Genomic DNA, 17,437 nt, shown 5'->3' with positions numbered 1-17,437 from the left:
CGGATTGGTTATCTGATCGAGGTTATGAAATGACAGCGGCCGCTGAAAAAACCAATCTACTGGGGATGCCGAAAGCCAAGATGGAGGCTTTCTTTGAAACCCTGGGAGAGAAGCGTTTCCGTGCTACGCAGATGCTGCAGTGGATTCACCAGCGGGGCGCCGATGACTTCGATCAAATGACCAATATGAGCAAGGCTCTGCGCGAGAAGCTCAAAGAGGTTGCCGAAATCCGCGGCCCGGAAGTGGTCTATGATGAGACGTCGAAGGACGGTACCCGCAAATGGGTCATGCGCATGGACAACGGCAACAGTGTCGAAACCGTGCTGATCCCGGACGGCGAGCGGGGCACCCTGTGCGTCTCTTCGCAGATCGGTTGCAGCCTTGACTGCACCTTCTGTTCCACGGGAAAACGCGGTTTCAACCGCAACCTGACCGCTGCCGAGGTCATCGGGCAGGTCTGGGTGGCCAGAAAAGCCTTCATGCCGTTCGAGCCAGGTCCTGATCGCCCGATCACCAACGTGGTGATGATGGGCATGGGGGAGCCTCTGCTCAACTTTGACAATGTCGTCGACGCCATGAATCTCATGATGGAAGACCTGGCCTACGGGATCTCCAAGCGTCGGGTGACGCTGAGTACGTCCGGGGTTGTTCCGGCTCTGGACAGGCTGGCGGAAGTTACCGATGTTTCACTGGCCATTTCGCTGCATGCCCCCAATGATGAACTGCGTAACAAGTTGGTTCCGTTGAATAAAAAGTATCCCATTGCCGAGCTTCTGGCGGCCACCAAGCGGTACTTTGCGCGTCTGCCGGACAAGCGCAAGGCGACCATTGAATATACCGTGATTGAGGGCATGAACGATCAGCCGGAACACGCGCGGGAGCTTGCCGAACTGCTGCGGGATCTGCCGTGCAAGATCAATCTGATACCATTCAATCCGTTCCCGGAAAGTGATTTCCGCCGGCCGAGCATGAACGCAACCCGCCGCTTCCAGAATATTCTGAATGAAGCGGGTTATATCGCAACGGTGCGTACCACCCGGGGCGATGATATTGATGCCGCCTGCGGGCAGCTGGTTGGCCGGGTCGATGACCGGACCAAACGGAGCCAGCGATATATTGCGGTTCAGCAGGTCAATCCCTGACTGGATGCAGCGTTCGAAAACCAACAGTTGTGGAGTGAGCGAACCGTGGCAGTAAACCGAGACAACAGTATTCGCGCGATGCTGACCGTGGTACTGGTCATGTTTCTTGCCACGGGTTGCGTGACAGTCTCCGACAGCCGGTTTTCCCGCGAGAAAGACCGCGACGAGGCGGTCGAAAACTACGTGCAGCTGGCCACGGCTTACATCAGCCAAGGTAATCTCGACCGCGCAAACAAACACCTGGAAAGGGCCCTGGAGCTCAAGCCGGACGATGCCGCCGCGCTGTCAGCCATGGCACTTCTGCAGAGCTCTGACGGCGAGGCCCGGCTGGCAGAAGAGTCATTTCGTAAAGCCATTTCCAGTGACGGCGATTACACCCGCGGCAGGGTCTATTTCGGGGCGTTTCTCTACGGTGAGGGACGGTACCGCGAAGCGCGGGACCAGTTCCGGGAAGCCTCCGCCGACACCAAGTATCCCGATCGGGCTTCGGTATTTTTCAATCTGGGGATGAGTGAAGAGCGTCTCGACAACAACGAGGCCGCCATAGCCGCCTATCGTCGTTCGGTAGAACTGTCCCGGGGCGAGCCCAAGTCGCTGCTGGCGCTGTCCCGTACCCTGGTCAAGGCAGGGGACTACAGTTCGGCGTCCCGCTACTATAGCCGTCTGGCCACGCTGATGGCCCAGAATCCACGTTACCGCCATTCGCCTGAGAGCCTGCTGACGGGCATTCGCATCGCGCGCCATTTTGATGAACGTAACCGGGAATCGAGTCTCGCACTGCAACTGAGGAACAATTTTCCGGAGTCAGTTGAATACCAACAATACAGAGTGCTGATTTCTAATGACTGATGAAGAAAACGTCCAGCAACCAGTGAGCGAGCCGGCGGGGAGCCAGCTTCGACGGGGCAGGGAGCAAAAAGGGCTCAGTGTGGCCGATGTTGCAAACGCGCAGCACCTTCGGCCCGCCATCATACAGTCGATAGAAAATGGCGATTATCAGCAGATCGGCAGCGAGCTGTTCCTGAAAGGCTATGTACGGGCCTATGCAAAGCAGGTCGGGCTGGACGCCGATGCTATTGTTTCATCCCTGGATCAGGAGCTGGAGCCGCTGCGCCAGCAGCAAGTTCAGGCGATGGAAGCCAGTCCGCTGGTCGACATCGAACGGCGCAAACGGCAGAAACGCCGGGTTGCCCGCGCGTTGATTCTGCTGTTGGCGGCAGCCCTGGTGGCATTTTTTGCGTTTCGGTTTGTGGACGATGGCGGCGGCCAGTCCGTGGATGAGGCGGAGAACGAAACGGCGGTTGAAGAAACTGGCGGCCAGGAGTCAGAACCAGAATCTGCATCCGCGATTCCCGCAGACGCCTCAGAGCAAGCCGAGCAAGCAGAGCAGCCGGAATTCGCGGCGCCAGATGAAAGTGATCAGACTATTACAGAGCCCGCGCCGGAAGACGTGGCTCCCACTGCAGACACTGAGAGTGCCGCACCGGAAAGCGACGTAGCAGAATCCGCGGCAGAGGTCGGGGCGGTGGGCGCAGACGAAGAAGCGGATGACGAGCTCGACGAGTCGCGGATTCCGGTGGTTACCAGCTCCACCGAGCCGGCATTGATGGAAGACTCCCGAACGGGGAATGGCCCGCTTACCGGCCGGCTAGAGGTGGCTTTTGATGACGATTGCTGGATCGAGGTGACTGATTCCAGCGGTGCCCGATTGGTCAGTTCACTGCAGCGGGAGGGTGACCGGATTGATGTGTCCGGCCCGGCTCCGCTAAGTGTCGTTATCGGAGCAGTTGACGCCGTGTCTGACATACGATTTCAGGGTGAACCTGTTGAACTTTCAGATTACCGGGTGGTGAACAACCGTACCCAGTTCTCACTGGAAATCTGAACATCCCGAACACACTTTATTTTGGTTAGCTCCAGATGAAACAGGAATCTCCGATTACAAGACGTAAATCCCGCCAGATCATGGTGGGGAATGTGCCGGTGGGTGGTGATGCGCCGATCGCGGTTCAGAGCATGACCAACACCAACACCTGCGACGTTGACGCCACCGTCGGCCAGATCAGGGCATTGCAGGAAGCCGGCGCTGACATCGTGCGGGTATCTGTGCCCAGTATGGAGGCGGCGGACGCTTTTGGTCAGATCCGGTCGAAAGTATCACTGCCACTGGTTGCGGATATTCATTTCGACCACAAGATAGCCCTGCGTGTGGCAGAGCTTGGAGTGGATTGCCTGCGCATCAACCCTGGCAACATTGGCCGGGAAGACCGGGTGAGTGCCGTGATCAGTGCCGCGCGGGATCGCAATATTCCGATTCGTATCGGGGTGAATGCCGGCTCGCTCGAGAAGGAACTGCAGCGCAAGTACGGTGAACCAACGCCCGAGGCGCTGGTGGAATCGGCCATGCGTCATATCGACATTCTTGATCGTCACGACTTTCAGGATTTCAAGGTCAGCCTCAAGGCCTCGGAAGTCTTCATGACGGTAGCGGCCTATCGCAAGATCGCCTCCCAGATTGAACAGCCACTGCACCTCGGTATTACCGAAGCCGGTGGCTTCCGGTCCGGAACCGTCAAGTCCTCGATCGGGCTGGGCATGCTGCTGATGGATGGTATCGGCGACACCATTCGTGTATCCCTGGCGGCGGACCCGGTGCAAGAGGTCAAGGTCGGGTACGATATCCTCAAGAGCCTGCGCCTGCGCAGCCGTGGCATCAACTTTATCGCTTGCCCGAGCTGTTCCCGCCAGAACTTCGATGTCATCCAGACAATGAACGATCTGGAAGCGCGGCTCGAGGACGTGAATACCGCGATGGACGTGGCGATCATCGGCTGTATTGTCAATGGTCCGGGCGAAGCCAAAGAGGCCGATATCGGGCTGACCGGTGGCAGCCCCAAGAACCTGTTTTACATGGGTGGGAAGCCGAACCAGAAGCTGGACAACAGCACTCTGACCGAAGACCTGGAGCGGTTGATCCGGGAAGAGGTCGCCCGTCGCAAAGAGCAGGAAGACGCCATCATTGCCCGTTCGGGCGAGTAACCGGTCGCATCCTGACCAAAGATTCGAGATTAAGGGTTTAACTTGGCTAAGATTCAGGCAATTCGCGGGATGAACGATATCCTGCCGGAACAGACTCCCATCTGGCAGTTCGTCGAAGCGAAGGTCCGCAAGGTACTTTCCGGCTACGGTTACCGGGAGATCCGTATGCCTATCGTCGAGCAGACCGATCTGTTCAAACGCTCGATTGGCGAAGTGACGGACATCGTCGAAAAAGAGATGTACACCTTCGAGGACCGCAACGGCGACAGCCTGACGCTCCGGCCCGAGGGAACGGCGGGCTGTGTCCGCGCCGCCGAGGAACACGGCCTGCTGTTCAACCAGACCCAGAGACTCTGGTACACCGGCCCGATGTTCCGCCATGAACGTCCGCAAAAAGGTCGTTACCGCCAGTTCCATCAGATCGGCGTGGAATGCTTCGGTATGAGCGGTCCGGACATCGATGCGGAGCTGCTGATCCTTACCGCGCGACTCTGGCAAGAGCTGGGCCTGGCGGATCACACGCGTCTGGAGATCAACTCGATCGGAACCTCGGCCGCACGGCGGGCCTACCGGGAAGCTCTGGTGGAATACCTGTCCGGGTTCCGCGACCGCCTCGACGCTGACAGCCAGCGCCGTCTGGAAAGCAATCCGTTGCGGATTCTCGACAGCAAGAACCCGGATACCCAGGCTCTGCTGACCGATGCGCCCAAGCTCGATGACTACCTCGACGACGAATCCCTGGCGCATTTTCGCCGGCTTCGTGAATTGCTCGACGCGGCAGGTATCCGCTACACCGTCAATCCCCGCCTCGTCCGTGGGCTTGATTACTATGGCAAAACCGTCTTCGAATGGATTACCGACAGCCTGGGCGCGCAGGGTACGGTGTGCGCGGGTGGCCGCTACGACGGTCTGGTGGAGCAGCTTGGGGGGAAACCGACCGATGCTGTGGGCTTTGCCATGGGGCTTGAGCGTCTGATTCTCCTGCTGGAAACCCTGGACCTGGTACCGCCGGGCGTGAACAACGATGCAGACGTCTATGTTACGGCGCTGGGAGACCGCGCCGTGCCCGCTGCACTGGCACTTGCCGAGACCCTTCGAACCGCCATGCCGGCCGCGAAGATTGTGACGCATTGTGGTGGTGGCAGCTTTAAAAGCCAGATGAAAAAGGCGGACCGCAGCGGTGCCCGCTACGCGGTCATCCTCGGCGACAACGAGATCGACACTGCGACGGTCGGCCTGAAGCCGCTGCGCTCTGATGAGCCCCAGCAGTCGTTGGCACAGGCTGAGCTCGCCACAACACTCATACCTATACTGGGCGCCTGATCAGGGCGTAGCCGGAATACCTATAACAACGCTTATTACAGGAGTCATCATGGCTGAAATGCGCACCGAGGAAGAACAGGTTCAGGCGATCAAGGACTGGTGGAAGAAGAACGGCAGTTCACTCTTGATCGGTATCGCCGCTGCTCTGGCCATCGTGTTTGGCTGGCAGGCCTGGCAGAGCCATCAGCAACAGCAGCGCACTGAGGCAGCCTCCCAGTTTGCAAACCTGCTCAATGCCTTTGGGGATGAGTCTGATGAGAACCGCGCCGAGACCGTGGCGTTTGTAGCAGACAATCTGAAGGAAGAGTTTGCCGACAGCACCTACGCCATTTATGGCATGTTGCTGCTGGCCCGTCAGCAACTGATGGATGAGAACGACGCCCCGGCGGCCATTGAATCACTGCAATGGGCGCAGAGCAAAGTGGAGGCTGGCGATGCCTTGTCATTTGTGATCCGTAACCGTCTTGCCCGCGCCCAGTTCGCGGCGGAACAGTACGATCAGGCGCTCGCCACCCTGGAGCAGGGCGGTGATTCGGACGCCTTTGCGGCGATTTATTCCGAACTCAGAGGCGACATCCTGCTGGCGCAGGGTGATCGCGACGGCGCACGTGAAGCTTATCTGGCGGCGCGAGAGCAGAGCAGTCAGGGCCGCAGCGGCGTTCTGGAACTGAAGCTGTCGGACCTCGGCGTGCAAGGGGGTGCCTGATGCGCTGGTTGGCTGACCGGTCATCACGGGGCAGTCTGGTTGCGACATCGCTGTTGGCGATGATCCTTGCCGGCTGCAGTACTAAAGAACCCATCGAGGAGCCGGCTCCGGTACCAGATATAAGTTCGACCGTCGAACTGGAATCGGTATGGACCATGGACGTGGGCAATGGCCATGGTGACCAGTTTCTGTACCTGACACCACTCAATACCGGGGAGGTGATCTACGCGGCCGCCGCCAACGGCGACGTTTATGCGGTGCAGGCGGAAAATGGCAAAGTGGACTGGTATCAGGATCTGGACGAACAGATCTTCGCCGGGGTGGGCGGTGATCGTGAGCAGCTCTATCTGGTAACCCGGGATGCCAAACTTCTGGGGCTTTCCCGCAACGACGGTGAAGTGCTCTGGGAGACAGCCCTGCCCAACGAGGTGCTGGCCACTCCCCAGTCCAACGGCAACGTGGTGGTTGTTCAGACCATCGACGGTAAAGTGCTGGCGTTTGCAACCGCAACGGGCGAGCTGACCTGGCAGTACGATGGTGTGGTGCCGGTGCTGTCGATCCGTGCTGCCGCTCCGCCGCTGGTGGGAACTGAGCTGGTTCTGGCCGGTTTTACCAACGGCAAGCTGATGGCGCTGTCGGCGGAAACCGGTCAGCCGCTGTGGCAATACGAAGTCGGGGAGCCTCAGGGCCGCACCGAGCTCGAGCGCCTGGTGGATATCACCAGCCAGCCGCTGATCCTCGAGAGTGCCGCCCTGGTGGTTGGCTACCAGGGTAAACTGGCGTTGGTGGACCTGCGAAACGGCGATGAGATCTGGAGTCGCGCAGCGTCGAGCCTGCACTCTCCGATGATCGGGGCGGGCAATATCTACGTCTCGTCGGCCAACGGCGACATCATTGCATACCGGGGCGCGGACCGCCGGGAGCTATGGACTCAGGACAGGCTCTCGTGGCGCCAGACGACACAACCGGTGGTGTATGATGATTATCTGCTGGTGGGCGACTTCGAGGGCTATATTCATATGATGGCGCTTGAGGATGGTTCATTGCAGGGCCAACTGGAATTTGACGACGATGGCCTGCGCGTGCCTGCGCAACGCCTTCGCAATGGCAATCTGCTGGTTTTCGGGAACAGCGGTAAACTGAGCGTGCTCGAACTCCGGGAAAACGACGACTGATCGTTTTCCCACCCGGGTCCATGAGGGCCCGGTCAATCTCTTGTAGCGGAACACTATGACCCCTGTAATTGCCCTTGTCGGCCGCCCTAATGTCGGTAAATCGACGCTTTTCAATCAGATGACGCGGTCCCGGGATGCCCTGGTTGCGGATTTCCCCGGGCTGACCCGTGACCGGAAATACGGCGAGGGCACATATGAGGGCCAGCGGTTCATTGTTATCGATACCGGTGGTCTTACCGGTGACGAGGAAGGTCTGGATGCGGAAATGGCGCGTCAGTCGCTGCAGGCGGTTGAAGAGGCCGATATCGTCCTTTTCCTGGTGGACGGCCGGGCCGGCCTCACCTCTGGTGACGAGCAGATCGCCGATCACCTTCGGAAAACCGGAAAGCGGGCGCATCTGGTAGTCAACAAAACCGACGGCCAGGACCCGGATATCGCGGCCGCGGATTTTTACCGTCTTGGCTACGACTCCACCTTTCTGATTGCGGCTTCCCACAACCGTGGTATCCGGTCAATGCTCGAGGAACTGCTGCCCTCGGAAGAGGAGAGGGAAGAGCAGGACCGCGCCGAGCGGTACCCGGGTATTCGTATCGGGATTGTCGGTCGTCCGAACGTCGGCAAATCAACGCTGGTTAACCGGATGTTGGGCGAGGATCGCGTGGTGGTGTACGACATGCCCGGCACCACCCGTGACAGCGTCTATATTCCCTACGAACGCCAGGATGCCCAGTACACGCTGATCGATACCGCCGGTGTGCGGCGTCGCAAGAACGTCAGCGAAGCGGTGGAAAAATTTTCCATCATCAAAACGCTGCAGGCAATCGACGACGCCCACGTGGTCATTCTGGTCATAGACGCCCGCGAAGGGCTGGTGGACCAGGACCTCCACCTGATTGGGTTCGTGCTGGATGCCGGCCGCTCGCTTGTCATTGCCGTCAACAAATGGGACGGCATGGATGCGGAAGACCGCGCGCGGGTAAAGGAACAGGTTCAGCGTCGCCTCGACTTCCTTGATTACGCCGACAAGCACTATATTTCGGCGTTGCACGGCTCCGGAGTCGGAGTGATGTACGGCTCGGTGCAGGCGTGTTATGAGTCGGCCATGGCGAAGTGGCCGACCAACCGGCTGACGGCGATACTGCAGGACGCCATCGCCCAGCACCAGCCGCCGATGGTTCACGGGCGGCGTATCAAGCTTCGGTACGCCCACCAGGGTGGATCCAATCCGCCGGTGATTGTGGTTCACGGCAACCAGACGGATGCGCTTCCCGGTTCCTACAAGCGCTACCTTGAAAACACCTTCCGCAAGGTGCTGAGCGTTACCGGCTCTCCCATCCGCTTTGAGTTCCGCTCCAGCGAGAACCCGTTTGCCGGCAAGGTGGACCGCCTGACGCCACGCCAGAAGGTCAAGAAAGACAACGATCTCAAGGCTGGCAGGCGCACGAAGAAGCCGCGGATGAAGAGCAAGAAGCGCTGAGCGGCGGCAAAATGCCTTCCTGAAAGGCGGGGCTCAGTCCCGCCCCGCATCCGCCACCTGCTTTGCCTGCACCGCTGTGATGGCAATCGTGAATACTATGTCTTCCACCTGAGCGCCGCGGGACAGGTCGTTCACCGGCTTTTTCAGGCCCTGTAACATCGGCCCAATGCTGACCACGTTGGCGCTGCGCTGTACGGCCTTGTAGGTGGTGTTGCCGGTGTTCAGATCCGGAAAAATAAACACCGTGGCACGCCCGGCGACCTTGCTGTCCGGGGCTTTGCTCTTGCCAACACTTTCAATGGCCGCGGCGTCATACTGCAGCGGGCCATCGATGAGCAGGTCCGGTCGCCGTTCCCGGGCAATTCGCGTGGCTTCTCTGACTTTCTCCACATCCTGCCCACTGCCGGATTCCCCGGTGCTGTAACTGATCATCGCGACGATGGGTTCGATCCCGAACGCCTCGGCTGACTCGGCACTCTGAATGGCAATGTCCGCCAGTTCTTCTGCGTTCGGGTCCGGATTGATGGCGCAGTCCCCGTACACCACCACCTGCTGGGGCAGAAGCATGAAAAACACCGAAGACACCACCCTGGCATTGTCGTGTGTCTTGATGAGCTGAAGTGCGGGGCGCACGGTGTTCGCTGTGGTGTGAATGGCACCGGATACCAGGCCGTCGGCCTCGTCCATCGCCACCATCATGGTCCCCAGCACCACATTGTCTTCCAGCATGGCATCCGCCATGTCAGTGGTCAGGCCCTTGTGCTTGCGTAGCTCCACCATCGCATTGACGTATTTTTCCCGGTCCTTGGCGGGCTCGATGATCTCGATGTCTTCCGGTAACTCGAGCCCCTGGGAGCTGGCCACGTTGCGGATGTCGGCCGGGTCACCGATCAGGGCGCACTTGGCCAGCCCGCGCTGATGGCAGATGATTGCGGCCTGCACCGTACGCGGTTCGTTGCCTTCCGGGAGCACAATCCGCTTGTCGGCAGCCCTGGCGCGTTCCGATAGCAGATAGCGAAACGCCGGTGGCGCCAGGCGGTTCTGCCGTTGTACTTTCAGGTGTTCCTGCAGCCAGTCAGTGTCCACCCGTGTTGCGACGGCTTCCATCGCCCGGTCAATGCGGTCCGGATCGTCAATGGGGATGGCGTTCGACAGGTTGGCGAGCTGGTGCGCCGTCTCATAAGTGTTGCTGTCGGCCCTCAGTACGGGTAGCCCGGTATCAAGGGCCCGCCGGCACAGATCAATGACGCGATCATCCGGCATCAGCCCGCCGGTCAGCATGAGCCCGGCCAGCGGTACACCGTTGAGGGCCGCGACGGCGGTGGCAACGATGATGTCTTCCCGGTCGCCGGGGGTCACCATCAGGGTGCCAGGCCTGAGCGTGTCGACCATGTTGCGGATGGTGCGGGCACACACAGACACTTTCTGCACCCGTCGTGAATGCATCTGGCCCTCATAGAGTACGGGCATGCCGGTCTCACGGGCAATGTCGGACACCCGCGCAGCCAGTAGTTCGGGTTGCCATGGAATGCAGGCCAGCAGGCGAAAACGGCCGTCACTGAACACACTGCACTGGGTGGCAAAATCCACGTCGCCGGACGACGCCTCGGAATTGACCCGAGGAGTGAATTCGGACCGCTCCGGTTCGCCAACCTTGTTGAGGATGACACCAATAACATCAGGGTCCGACGGGTTGGCAAACAGCCGCGCCGAGAAATCCAGCTCTTCGTCCAGTTGCTGGGGTGTGCAGTCTTTCGGGGTGCTGACCAGGATTACTTCGGAGCCCAGGTTACGGGCCACTTCGACGTTGAGTCGGGCGATATAGGCCTCGCTCCGATCCGGCACCAGCCCTTCTATGATCACCACATCAACGGTTTTGGCGACTTTCTGGTACTCCCCAACGAGGGTTTCCATCAACTGGTCAGATTTTTCCTTATTGAGAAGTTGCTGGGCTTCCCTGAGATCCAGCGGGTCGGGTGGCTCGAGATGGCTGCGAGCGCGCACGAAGCTTACCGAGGTGTCCTTGCCTTCATTATGCTGGCTCTCGCCCTGGTGAACGGACTGGCTGAACGGCTTGTAGAAGCCCACGCTGACCCCCACGCGCTCAAGGGCACGGAGCAGACCAAGACAGACGGACGTAAGGCCGGAGTCCATGGAAGTGGGCGCTATAAAAAGACTTTTCGCCATGAAGGATTCCTTTCGGGTAGTGCCTGATCAGTGGTGTGGTTCAGACGTGGCTTTGGCTCGCGCCGCTTTGGCAATGACCAGTTCTTCATCGGTGGGAATGACCAGGATCGCGAAGCGGCTGTTGCCGCTGTCAATCCGACCGTCGCTGGCGCGACCGTGATTCTGGTTAAGATCCCGGTCAACGTAAAACCCCGGCAGGCTCAGATGACTCAGGGTTTTATGGCGCACCAGGGCGCTGTTCTCGCCGATACCGCCGGTGAACACCAAAGCATCGAGATGAGCCAGTGATGCCATCATGGCGCCAATGTACCGCGCCAGTCGAAAGCAGAACACCTCGATGGCCAATGCGGACGCCCGGTGGCCCTGTTCGGCGAGTTCACAGAGCGACCTCATGTCGTTGGTCTGGCCCGAAATACCCAGCAATCCACTCTCGTGATTGAGTATCCGGTGAACTTCATCCGCGCTGATGCCTTTGGAGCCGAGAAAATCGAACAGGCCCGGATCGACATCGCCACTGCGGGTACCCATCACCAATCCCTCCAGCGGCGTTAGCCCCATGCTGGTGTCCACGCTGGCGCCCTCCCTGATGGCGGTGATACTGCAGCCATTGCCCAGGTGTGCCGAGATGATCGAGGTGGACTCCGGAGGCTTGCCGAGCCGGCGAGCGCTTTCGGTGGCCATAAAGCTGTGGCTGGTGCCGTGAAAACCGTAACGCCGCACACCCCATTGCTGATAGAACCGGTCGGGCAGGGCGTAGCGATAGGCGTACTCGGGTAAGGTCTGATGAAAGGCGGTGTCGAATACCACGACCTGAGGGACGTCGGGGAACAAGTCGCTGATGGCGTCGATTCCGGCCAGATTGACCGGATTATGCAGCGGGGCAAGGCTTGCGCACTGTTCAATGGCCGCGATCACGTCGTCCGTGACCCGTGCCGCCTCGCGAAATCTCTCGCCCCCATGCACCACACGGTGCCCGATGGCGGCTGGCTGGGCATTCAGCAGGTTGCGTTGTCGAAACGCTTCAATCAGCGCCTCCAGCGCATCCTTATGGCTGGCGCCGTTGGCGAGGGGGATGCGCTCCGGTTCGCCGGAGAGGCCGGCAAACGCATCGGAGTTGCCAAGTCGTTCTGCCAGTCCTGATCCGAGTTTGTTCATGTCAGCGTCAAACAGTGCCACTTTCAGTGATGAACTGCCGCAATTGATGACGAGTACGGTGTCGTCCATGGAAGGGGAGGTTCTCCTAATGTCAGGCTCTTGCGCGATGGTTGGTGCGCAACCATGTTTCGAATTCAGTCTCCGGAACGGGGCGGCTGTAGAAATACCCCTGGGAGTAGTCGCAGCCCTGCTGCTGGAGGAAGTGGGTCTGGGCTTCTTCTTCCACGCCTTCCGCAATCACGTGGAGTCCCAGGCTGTGGGCCATATTGATGATGGCTTTCACCAGCGAGGCGTCTTCCTGTTCCTTGAGGACATCCTGTACGAAAGACTTGTCGATCTTCAGGGTATCGAACGGGTAGCTCTTGAGGTAACTGAGCGCCGAATAACCGGTGCCGAAATCGTCCACCGATAAGCGTATGCCGGCGGCATCAAGCTGCTTCAGGATATCCGCCGTCTCAATGGTGTTGTCGAGGATGAGCCGCTCAGTAATTTCCAGCTCCAGCTTCTCGGGCGCAAGCCCGCTTTCTTTCAGCGCATTCATAACGGCGTCGGTAAACCCGCGGTCGCGGAACTGGCGGGGTGAGACGTTAACCGATACGCCGATATCGGTCCCCGTGACTTCGCGCCAGCGGACCGCCTTCTGGCAGGCTTCATGGAGTACCCACTCGCCGATGGGGATGATCAGTCCGGTTTCCTCCGCCAGGGGAATGAAGCGATCCGGCATGACCATGCCCATGCTCGGGTTGTTCCAGCGCAGGAGAGCCTCGGCGGAACACAGGGCGCCGGTGTCGGTGCGGACAATAGGCTGGAAATAGAGCTCGAACTCGTTGAGCTCAAGCGCCCGGCGCATTCTGGACTCCATCTGCAGGCGTTCGTGGGAGACTTCCGTCATCTCCGGCGCAAAGTGGGCAAAGGCGCTCTTGCCCTTGTGTTTGGCCTGATACATCGCCGCATCCGCATGCTGGAGCAGGGTTCCGCTGTTATCGGAGTCGGTCGGGAAAATGGCAATACCGATACTGGTGGTGACAAAGACTTCCTGGCCATTCAGCAGGTAGGCGGGTTCGAAGGTTTTCAGGATACGTTCCGCCACCTGGGAGGTGGCTTCGGGCCCGGCCAGCCCGGGCAGAATAACCAGGAATTCGTCGCCACCCAGACGCGCCACCGTGCTGGTGCCCCGCAGACAGCTGGAGATGCGGCGAGCGGCTTCAATCAGCAGGTTGTCGCCCGCATCGTGGCCCAGGGTGTCGTTGATGTGTTTGAAGTTGTCCAGATCCAGGAACATCACGCCCACCAGGGAATTCTCCCTGCGGGCCTGAGCCAGCGCCAGTTTCAGCCGGTCCAGGGCGAGCATCCGGTTTGGCAGGCCGGTCAGGATGTCGTAATTGGCCTGCCGCAACAGCTGCTGTTCGTAGCGCTTGCGAATACTGATGTCTTCACCGAGGATCAGATACCCAGTGGCTTCACCGCTGGAATCCTTGATCGGGGTAACGATCAGCTGCTCCCAAAAGCGTTCGCCGTTACGGCGGACGCTGTTCACCTCGCCCTGCCAGACCCCCACGCGCTGAACCTGAAGCCGGATGGACTGCCACAGGTGCCGGGTTTCGCGGTGTTCCATGGCGTTATCGGACAGCGCGCCCGGGTGCTTGCCGAGAATGCTGCTGGCGTCGTATCCGGTTAACTGGGTGAACTTCTGATTGGCGAACTCAATGCGCCATTGACGATCGCAGATCAGTACCGACGACGGGCTCTGTTCGATCGCTTTCGAGAACTTGCGGATTTCCGCCGCATCACGTTCCTGGCGAGCGGCATCTTCATTGAGCCGTTCGCGCATATGGTTGATGGCCTCGCTGACCTGGGCCAGCTCGTCGCGGCGGTTCAGCGGGGTATCGGGGCGATCCAGGCGCAACGGACTGGTCGGGTTGGTCAGGGAGAACTCCCGCGTGTAGTTGGCCATCGCCGACAGGTGGCGGGCGACAAAATGCTGGAATATCCAGATGATCAGGATCGACACCAGAAACGTCTTGAAGAACTGGGTCACCAGAATCAGACCCACTTTGCGCTTCATGTCCGTGTAGACGCGATTGAGGTCGGCGGTCACCGTCAGTTCGCCGAGCTTGAACATCTCGTCGCCCTGATGCACAAGATCGAAACTATGGGAGGTGGTGCGGGAATCCCTCGGCATGTTCCCCATCACCAGTTCGGAGTCAGGCTCTATCCGCAATCGCAAGTGAACTACGTCAGGCAGGCTGAGAATGCCTTCCATCTGGGTTTGCAGCAATTTCTGATCAAGCGCCCATAGACTCCGCGCCAGACTGGAGGCATAGCCGGTTTCCACCACCACCATGCGATTGTCAATCTGGGTGAGATCCTTGCGGTAATCGAGATAAAGCTGAATGGCGGAAGCGATCACGGTGAACAGGGAGCTGAACAGCAGTATCCATGCGAGTAGCCGGAACGACAGGGGTGACCCCGTTCGGAAACGTTGGAGACGTGTCGACAGTTTCTGCATGCCGTTACTTCAGCCACCCTGACGATGAAACATGGAACAGATAGGTAGTTACCCTCAGGACTATAGCAGCAGTTTCTTGCAAGTGCTTTGCAAATACAGGAAAAACCGAAAGAAATGTGGTGAGGTTCCCGGTTCAGAACCGGCACATCCGATGAGCAGGTTGATGCAGGTCAATACAGGCAGAACAGCGAGGGCTTAATCTGAGTGCAATTCAATAATGGAATGGCTGGAGATCAGGTTATGTACTTGGACGCGATTGTGATAGCAGGTATTGCAACAGTATTGCTGATGGTGGGGTTTCTGGTGGCTGTCGGCGTTTTTGTGGCGAGAGACGCCAAACATCCGAAACACCTGGGCATGAACGCTGCCCGGAAGGCGACTGATAAATCAGCCTGAGAAGAAGAAAATTGGCGTCCCCTAGGGGGTTCGAACCCCTGTTGCCGCCGTGAAAGGGCGGAGTCCTAGGCCACTAGACGAAGGGGACGCAACGTTCTTACTGACTTGCCTCGTCGAGGTGGCGCGTATATTAAGTAACACGCTTTTGGCTGTCAAACGCTTTTTTGAAAAAATCAGGCGGGCTGGCAGTTTCACCGAACGCAGTTCGCCAACGCCGCCGGCAGTTCCGGATAAGAAAACTCGAAGCCTTGTTGCAACAGTTTTTCCGGCATGGCCTGCTGGCCCGTGAGCAGTAAGCGCGACATTTCACCCAACGCCAGCTTCAGAACCGGCTCGGGTGCCGGAAACAGGGCGGGCCGGTGGAGAGCATGGGCGAGACAGCGGGTGAACTCCCGATTGGTGACGGGGTTCGGGCTGACCACGTTGTACGCCCCGGAAGCCTGGTCGGAGTCCAGCATGAATATCAGCGCAGACACCACATCCTCCCTGTGCACCCAGGGCATGTATTGAAGGCCGGAGCCAAGCCGGCCTCCGAGTCCCAGGCGAAACGGCAGCAGCATCCGTTTCAGGAACCCGCCTCCCGGGCCAGCGACAATGCCCGTGCGTGACAGGCATACCCTTACGCCATCGGCTTCGAGTTCCAGCGCTTCGGCTTCCCAGTCGCGGCACAGGCGGTGGGTGAATTCGTCGTTCGGCGGCGTTGCCTCGGTAACCAGTGCGCTGCCCTGATCACCATAGAAACCAACGGCGGAGCCGGATATCAGTACCGCGGGGGGCGATGACCAGCTTCTGGCGACGGTCACCAGTTCGCGGGTCAGGGCAATACGGCTGTCCCTGATTTCCTGCTTTCGCCGCTCGGACCAGCGTTGGTCCGCGATCCCTTCACCGGCCAGATTGATGATGGCGTCGAAGCCGGGATGTTCCCGTAATCGGGACAGGTTGCTGATCGGCTCCACACGCCCACACAGCGCTTTTACATCCGCTTCGTTGCGCCGACTCAATACCGTCAGGGTGTGGCCTTTGGCGGTGAGCCGCGGGCACAGAGCCTGGCCGATGAAGCCAGTGCCTCCGGTAACAAGAATGCGCTTGCTCATTGCATAGCTCCGTTCATTGCATTGGTCACGCCGCCCAGTTAGTCCGCTGGTGCCGGGGAAAGCTACGACGCCTTCTGGTTTGCCAGCTCCTGCTGTACAACATCGCGAATGGCATCGCCTAACTGGGGGTTCTCACCGATCGGAGGTGCCAGGCCGATTGTTACATCGAAGTTTTGTTCCAGCGCTTTGATCATCGCCGGCACGTCTTTGCGCAGGTGTCTGCCCGCGGCGAGGAACAGTGGCACCACCGTGAAACTGCGTACACCGTCGTGAACCCCCTCTTTAACAATAGCGTCCAGTGAGGGCTCTGCCAGCTCCATGTAGGCAATCTGTGCTCCGGGCACGGATTCAACCGTTGGTGCGGCCAGCTTCTCGAAAGTCCGGCACCAGCGTTCGTCGCTGCTGCCGTGGGCCAGAAGAATGATACGATGCTGATCGGGCATGGGTGCTCCTGTGAACGATCCGGGGCTCGGTGTCGTAAAGTGTAACGCAAAGGCCGTCGGCCGGAAGCGTGAATGACGTATTCACCAATGAACTGGGTACCCCGGTATGTTCGATTGGAAAGACATTCTGGATTTCTGGTTCGGAGAACTCGACGGCGATGGGTTGCCCGACAGCTTTCATCGCAATCGCTGGTTCCGCTCGGACCGACGTTTCGATCAGGAAATCCGGCGGCGGTTTCTGTCCATGGTGCTGTTTGCCTCCGAGGGTGGCCTCAGCCACTGGCGGCAATCTGCGGGCGGGGCGCTCGCAGAGATTCTTCTGCTGGATCAGTTTACCCGGAATATTTTTCGCGGCAGTGCGCTGGCCTTCGAGCATGACCGGCTCGCCCGCAGCCTCGCGCGTCAGGCCATGGAAAAAGGCCAGGACATGCAGCTGCCCCCTGTGCAGAGGGCGTTCCTTTATATGCCGCTGGAACATTCGGAGCGCCTTGCGGACCAGGAGCTGTCGCTGGAATGTTTCGAGCAGCTGGCTGCGGCCACAAGCGGGCTGCTGGGGGACTTCATGCAGAGTTTCAGGCAGGCGGCCAGGGATCATCACGACATTATTCGCCGATTCGGGCGTTTTCCCCACCGCAACGGGCCCCTCAAGCGCTCATCGACCCCTGAAGAAGCAGACTACCTCAAAAAGGGACGTCGCTTCGGTCAGTAACAACCCCCAGCCAATTCGAGATTGCCTGCAGTGAAGCTGAAAACTGCCGAACCGGTCAAAGATTGGGTTTCCTGTTTCGGTC

The 17,437-nt window shown here is 59.3% G+C and carries 15 protein-coding genes and 1 tRNA gene; 10 read left to right on the top strand and 6 right to left on the bottom strand.

Features of this window, described 5'->3' with window-relative positions; translation table 11 throughout:
• Nucleotides 1-29: 29 nt before the first annotated feature.
• The 8 genes from rlmN to der all read left to right on the top strand — a co-directional run bounded on the left by rlmN (nt 30) and on the right by der (nt 8,862).
• Entirely contained in the window at nt 30-1,142 is a 1,113-nt protein-coding gene (rlmN, locus tag DYI22_RS02150) for a 23S rRNA (adenine(2503)-C(2))-methyltransferase RlmN (RefSeq protein ID WP_213476373.1), read from the top strand.
• Between the two features lie 78 nt (nt 1,143-1,220).
• On the top strand, nt 1,221-1,991 hold the full coding sequence (gene pilW, locus DYI22_RS02145; RefSeq protein ID WP_213476436.1) for a type IV pilus biogenesis/stability protein PilW: 771 nt from the start codon (nt 1,221-1,223) through the stop codon (nt 1,989-1,991).
• Nucleotides 1,984-3,027 carry a RodZ domain-containing protein gene (locus DYI22_RS02140; protein WP_213476372.1) on the top strand — a complete coding sequence of 348 codons (1,044 nt, stop codon included), beginning with the start codon at nt 1,984-1,986 and terminating at the stop codon, nt 3,025-3,027. The genes pilW and DYI22_RS02140 overlap by 8 nt, the downstream gene beginning before the upstream one ends.
• A 35-nt stretch (nt 3,028-3,062) precedes the next feature.
• On the top strand, nt 3,063-4,181 hold the full coding sequence (gene ispG / locus DYI22_RS02135) for a flavodoxin-dependent (E)-4-hydroxy-3-methylbut-2-enyl-diphosphate synthase (protein WP_213476371.1): 1,119 nt from the start codon (nt 3,063-3,065) through the stop codon (nt 4,179-4,181).
• Nucleotides 4,182-4,223: 42 nt separating this feature from the next.
• Entirely contained in the window at nt 4,224-5,504 is a 1,281-nt protein-coding gene (gene hisS / locus DYI22_RS02130) for a histidine--tRNA ligase (protein ID WP_213476370.1), read from the top strand.
• Between the two features lie 49 nt (nt 5,505-5,553).
• Entirely contained in the window at nt 5,554-6,210 is a 657-nt protein-coding gene (locus DYI22_RS02125; protein WP_213476369.1) for a YfgM family protein, read from the top strand.
• Nucleotides 6,210-7,385 (top strand): outer membrane protein assembly factor BamB, encoded by a 1,176-nt coding sequence (gene bamB / locus DYI22_RS02120; protein WP_213476368.1) that lies wholly within the window; start codon nt 6,210-6,212, stop codon nt 7,383-7,385. Before DYI22_RS02125 ends, bamB begins: the two co-directional genes overlap by 1 nt.
• Before the next feature lie 55 nt (nt 7,386-7,440).
• The gene (gene der, locus DYI22_RS02115) at nt 7,441-8,862 is read left to right on the top strand and encodes a ribosome biogenesis GTPase Der (protein ID WP_213476367.1); all 1,422 of its coding nucleotides are present in this window, start codon (nt 7,441-7,443) and stop codon (nt 8,860-8,862) included.
• Between the two features lie 33 nt (nt 8,863-8,895).
• Here der and pta read toward each other — a convergent pair whose 3' ends face one another.
• Genes pta through DYI22_RS02100 form a run of 3 tightly spaced genes read right to left on the bottom strand, consistent with a single transcriptional unit; the run spans nt 8,896 to nt 14,713 of the window.
• Entirely contained in the window at nt 8,896-11,049 is a 2,154-nt protein-coding gene (pta, locus tag DYI22_RS02110) for a phosphate acetyltransferase (protein ID WP_213476366.1), read from the bottom strand.
• A 27-nt stretch (nt 11,050-11,076) separates the two neighbouring features.
• Nucleotides 11,077-12,273, bottom strand: a complete 1,197-nt coding sequence (locus DYI22_RS02105; RefSeq protein ID WP_213476365.1) for an acetate/propionate family kinase — start codon at nt 12,271-12,273, stop codon at nt 11,077-11,079.
• A gap of 22 nt (nt 12,274-12,295) precedes the next feature.
• Nucleotides 12,296-14,713, bottom strand: coding sequence for an EAL domain-containing protein (locus tag DYI22_RS02100; protein ID WP_213476364.1), 2,418 nt, complete (start codon nt 14,711-14,713; stop codon nt 12,296-12,298).
• Nucleotides 14,714-14,953: 240 nt separating this feature from the next.
• Between DYI22_RS02100 and ccoM the strand changes: the two genes are divergently transcribed.
• Nucleotides 14,954-15,109 carry a cytochrome c oxidase subunit CcoM gene (gene ccoM / locus DYI22_RS02095; protein ID WP_213476363.1) on the top strand — a complete coding sequence of 52 codons (156 nt, stop codon included), beginning with the start codon at nt 14,954-14,956 and terminating at the stop codon, nt 15,107-15,109.
• A 12-nt stretch (nt 15,110-15,121) separates the two neighbouring features.
• Here the strand turns inward: ccoM and DYI22_RS02090 are convergent.
• The 3 genes from DYI22_RS02090 to DYI22_RS02080 form a co-directional block, all read right to left on the bottom strand.
• Nucleotides 15,122-15,197: transfer RNA gene (locus DYI22_RS02090), tRNA-Glu, on the bottom strand.
• 103 nt (nt 15,198-15,300) lie between these two features.
• Nucleotides 15,301-16,203, bottom strand: a complete 903-nt coding sequence (locus DYI22_RS02085; protein ID WP_213476362.1) for a TIGR01777 family oxidoreductase — start codon at nt 16,201-16,203, stop codon at nt 15,301-15,303.
• 62 nt (nt 16,204-16,265) lie between these two features.
• The gene (locus tag DYI22_RS02080; protein ID WP_213476361.1) at nt 16,266-16,646 is read right to left on the bottom strand and encodes a sirohydrochlorin chelatase; all 381 of its coding nucleotides are present in this window, start codon (nt 16,644-16,646) and stop codon (nt 16,266-16,268) included.
• Nucleotides 16,647-16,752: 106 nt separating this feature from the next.
• Between DYI22_RS02080 and DYI22_RS02075 the strand changes: the two genes are divergently transcribed.
• Complete coding sequence (locus DYI22_RS02075; protein ID WP_213476360.1) at nt 16,753-17,355, top strand: DUF924 family protein; 603 nt, start codon at nt 16,753-16,755, stop codon at nt 17,353-17,355.
• Nucleotides 17,356-17,437 lie beyond the last annotated feature (82 nt).

This window comes from Marinobacter lipolyticus, assembly GCF_018424605.1.
Lineage (GTDB): Bacteria > Pseudomonadota > Gammaproteobacteria > Pseudomonadales > Oleiphilaceae > Marinobacter > Marinobacter lipolyticus_B.
Note: the sequence above shows the minus strand (reverse complement) of the source record. Positions and strands in the feature narration are given on the sequence as shown.